We start from the raw sequence: 3,251 nt of genomic DNA on the forward strand, positions 1-3,251 counted from the left end.
AAAAATATATTATCCTTTGAAGATTGTACTATAACTAATTTTAGCGACTTCAATTGTATTATCGGTAAAAATAATGTTGGTAAGTCAAACTTTTTAAAAGTTTTAGAGTACTTTTACTCCAATTTAAAAAATGAATCAGTTATACCGTTACCACTTCAATCTAATTATTCTAGTGTAGGTAAAATAACAATAACATACGACACCACTAGACTGGAAGAAGTAATTAAAAGTAGAAAAAGCAAAAGTGATTATCAAAAACATATATATAGCTCTCTATTTAAAGATGATAACTTTAATTTGGTTGTTAATAGGAAGATTAGAAAAGAGTTTAAGCTAACATTAATAATTAATAGCAATGGTTCTATTAGTTGGTCTGATAAAGACAAAAATGTGAGAAAGATAATAAACAGAATATATCCATTGTTTTCAATAGATGTTAGAAAAATGGATTTGTATGATTGGGACAAGCTTTGGAAAACAGTTAGTCAGCTTAAGTTTCTAAATACTAAGTCTCTGAATACAAGTCAAATAGTCGACTTCTTTGATGAGAGAGTTTCAAAAAAAAGTAACGCTTATAAAGATTATGTAAAAATCGTTGGGGAATTGACTCAAGCATCGCCATATAATTATCAAGACATGGTTCTTAACTATATAAAAGTTGGATTGAGCGGGCATAAATTCAATATAGACGGTTTTGAATTAAGTACACAGTCTGACGGGACAAATTCACATAGATTTATTGAACTTTTCCTATCGTTAATTATTACTCTTACAAGAAGAGAGTATATTACTCCTATTGTATATATTGATGAGCCAGAATTAGGTTTACATCCCAAGTTAAATGAAAGGTTAATATATAATTTACATAAGCTATATAACGAACTCAAAAAAAATACGGATAGCAAAAAACTAGGAAAATATGCAACACCTTATCCCACTGTGTTAATGACTACACATTCACCTAATATTCTTAAATCCGTAATAAAACAGTTCAAGAATGATGGTGAACATAGTGTTTTCCATTTTGGATTACAATCAAGAAAAACAATTGTTTCACTACTAAATACAAAGTTCAAGGATAAGAGGTTTCTCAATGTATTTAGTGATAACGAAGCTAGATTATATTTTAGTGATTTTATTCTATTCGTTGAAGGTGAAACAGAGTTAGAGTTATTTGGTAACATGAGCTTAGTGGAAAAGTATGGTTTCCTAAACAAGGTGGATATTTACAAAACAAATGAAGTGATGCTCCGTTCCATTAACCCTAGAGAATCTAAAGCTCCTATCCCATACTTAAATGTTTATGATGCCGATAAGATGTTGACTTACAACTTTGATAACAAGGAATTTATTTTAAAGAAAAAAGAAGTTAATCTGCATGATCTAAAAGATAGATACAAATATACTACATTTATTTCGCCTAACTATCCTATAAAAAGGGCACTAAAGTCCATTTTGACAATCGATGGTGTCTCTATATCTGTTAATAAGAAAGGGACGGAGTTTTCTAAGCTATCTTATCTTTCATTTATAAATAAGTGTAATAACATATTATTAAAAACTGATCGAGTACATATAGCGCCATCTACGATTGAAGAAACTTTGATCTGTAAAGAGTCTAGGAAAGTGGCAATTCGCTGGTTAATAAACCAAACAGAAGAGCTCGTCGAAGGAACTCTAATGATTGGTGGTGGAGGTGATATAAACAAAAAACTTGATAGTTTTAGGCGTAGATTTAAAAAAGATAATATTGACTACTTCTATAAAAATGTGTTCACACCCCACGAATATAATGGGGATTTATCAGAGAAAAATAAGGATTTTGTAAAACAAGTTCTTGTACTTAATTTGAAAAAATTGCTGAAGCAATTCTATATTAAAAATGATGACTTAAATAGAAACGATCAAGTCACAACGTTACGTCTTGCGTTAGATGGTAAAACTCACACATTATGTAGTCAGAAATCAAAAAATTATGAGAGTGCTATTAGCCCTGAGCTTAGGAATGCTGTCGATAATATCAAAGAACAATGCTTAAAGAAGCTTCCTATGCAGTTAGGAAAAACGGGTGGCTGGGTAACATCGTTTTTAAATTTTGCAATTGCAGATATTGAGAATGAATCCAATACTGATAGTGAATTTCGTGAGAAATTTTCTAGGATTTTCCCACACTTGGATGATATACTTAAGAAGATTTCAGTATCGATAGTTTAGAGAGTTTTTGTTCGCAAATTCGATATTTTTATATCCTAGTCTCAACATTGTCTGACTCTGTGCATCCCTGTGTAGGTGTACTTTTAATGCACGACAAGTTCGTGAAAAGATGAATTAGTATCCATGTGGAATCATAATGAAAAATTATACTGTTAATAGTTCTGTTTTATCCGTTCTTAAAGAGTGTACATTTTTCGATGAAGGGAGTGGCTTAAAGTCACTCCCTTCAACTCACTTTAAAGAAACTAAAGTTGGGAAAAAGTTCGTATATGTACCTTCAGGTTCAGAAAGAAACCATATTAATGCTATACATGAATCTTTAAATAAAAGTTTATTTAGTCGAATCCCAATTAATCAAGCAGCTACTGCTTATTCGAAAAATAAGTCGTACTTAAATTTTCTTGAACCACATAGGAATAGCTATTACTTTTTAAGGTTAGATCTCAAGAACTTTTTTCATTTCATTAATAGAACTGTAGTAAGAAACTCCATTTCAGAGCATGTGTCTTCATCTGAGGTTATTGAAGGATGTAGTCAATCTAATTTGGATTTTATAGTCAATATTTTAACGATTACGCTCCCTGACAAATCAAAAAATGAAGAGTTTTCAGGTAAGACAATTTTGCCTATAGGTTTTAAATCATCTCCTGTCGTATCTAATATAGTATTTAGAAAGTTAGATATTCTAATAGAAAGGTTTTGCGCCAAGAATAATGTGACTTATACTCGTTATGCGGATGACATGCTATTTTCAAGCTCGACCGTGAGGGATGATAAATATCGAGAGAAATCTGTTTTTGATGACTTGTTCAAGAAGAAAGAGAAAGTCCAATTTTTGCATTCAGATAAGTTTATAGAAGAAATTTCTTTCATAGTTAATATTGATGGTTTTAAATTAAATAGAAAAAAAACGGTAAAGTCAAAGAAGCACTTATTACTTAATGGATATTTAATATCGGGTTCAGATTATCCTTATTTGAGCGGTAGTATAAGAATATCTAATAAGAAAACAAAGATAATATCAAAAATGATTCATG

Annotated in this window: 2 protein-coding genes; both read left to right on the forward strand. The window is 30.4% G+C overall.

Annotated elements, in window-relative coordinates; genetic code table 11:
* The coding region (locus AB4493_RS21080) for a retron Eco8 family effector endonuclease (protein WP_372155767.1) at positions 1-2,214 on the forward strand (2,214 nt) is incomplete at its 5' end.
* Positions 2,215-2,350: 136 nt separating this feature from the next.
* A partial coding sequence (locus tag AB4493_RS21085) for a reverse transcriptase family protein (RefSeq protein ID WP_372155768.1) occupies positions 2,351-3,251 on the forward strand: 901 nt, incomplete at its 3' end.

Origin of the sequence: Vibrio sp. 10N.222.55.A1 (assembly GCF_041473835.1) — a bacterium.
In the GTDB taxonomy this organism is placed as follows: domain Bacteria; phylum Pseudomonadota; class Gammaproteobacteria; order Enterobacterales; family Vibrionaceae; genus Vibrio; species Vibrio crassostreae_C.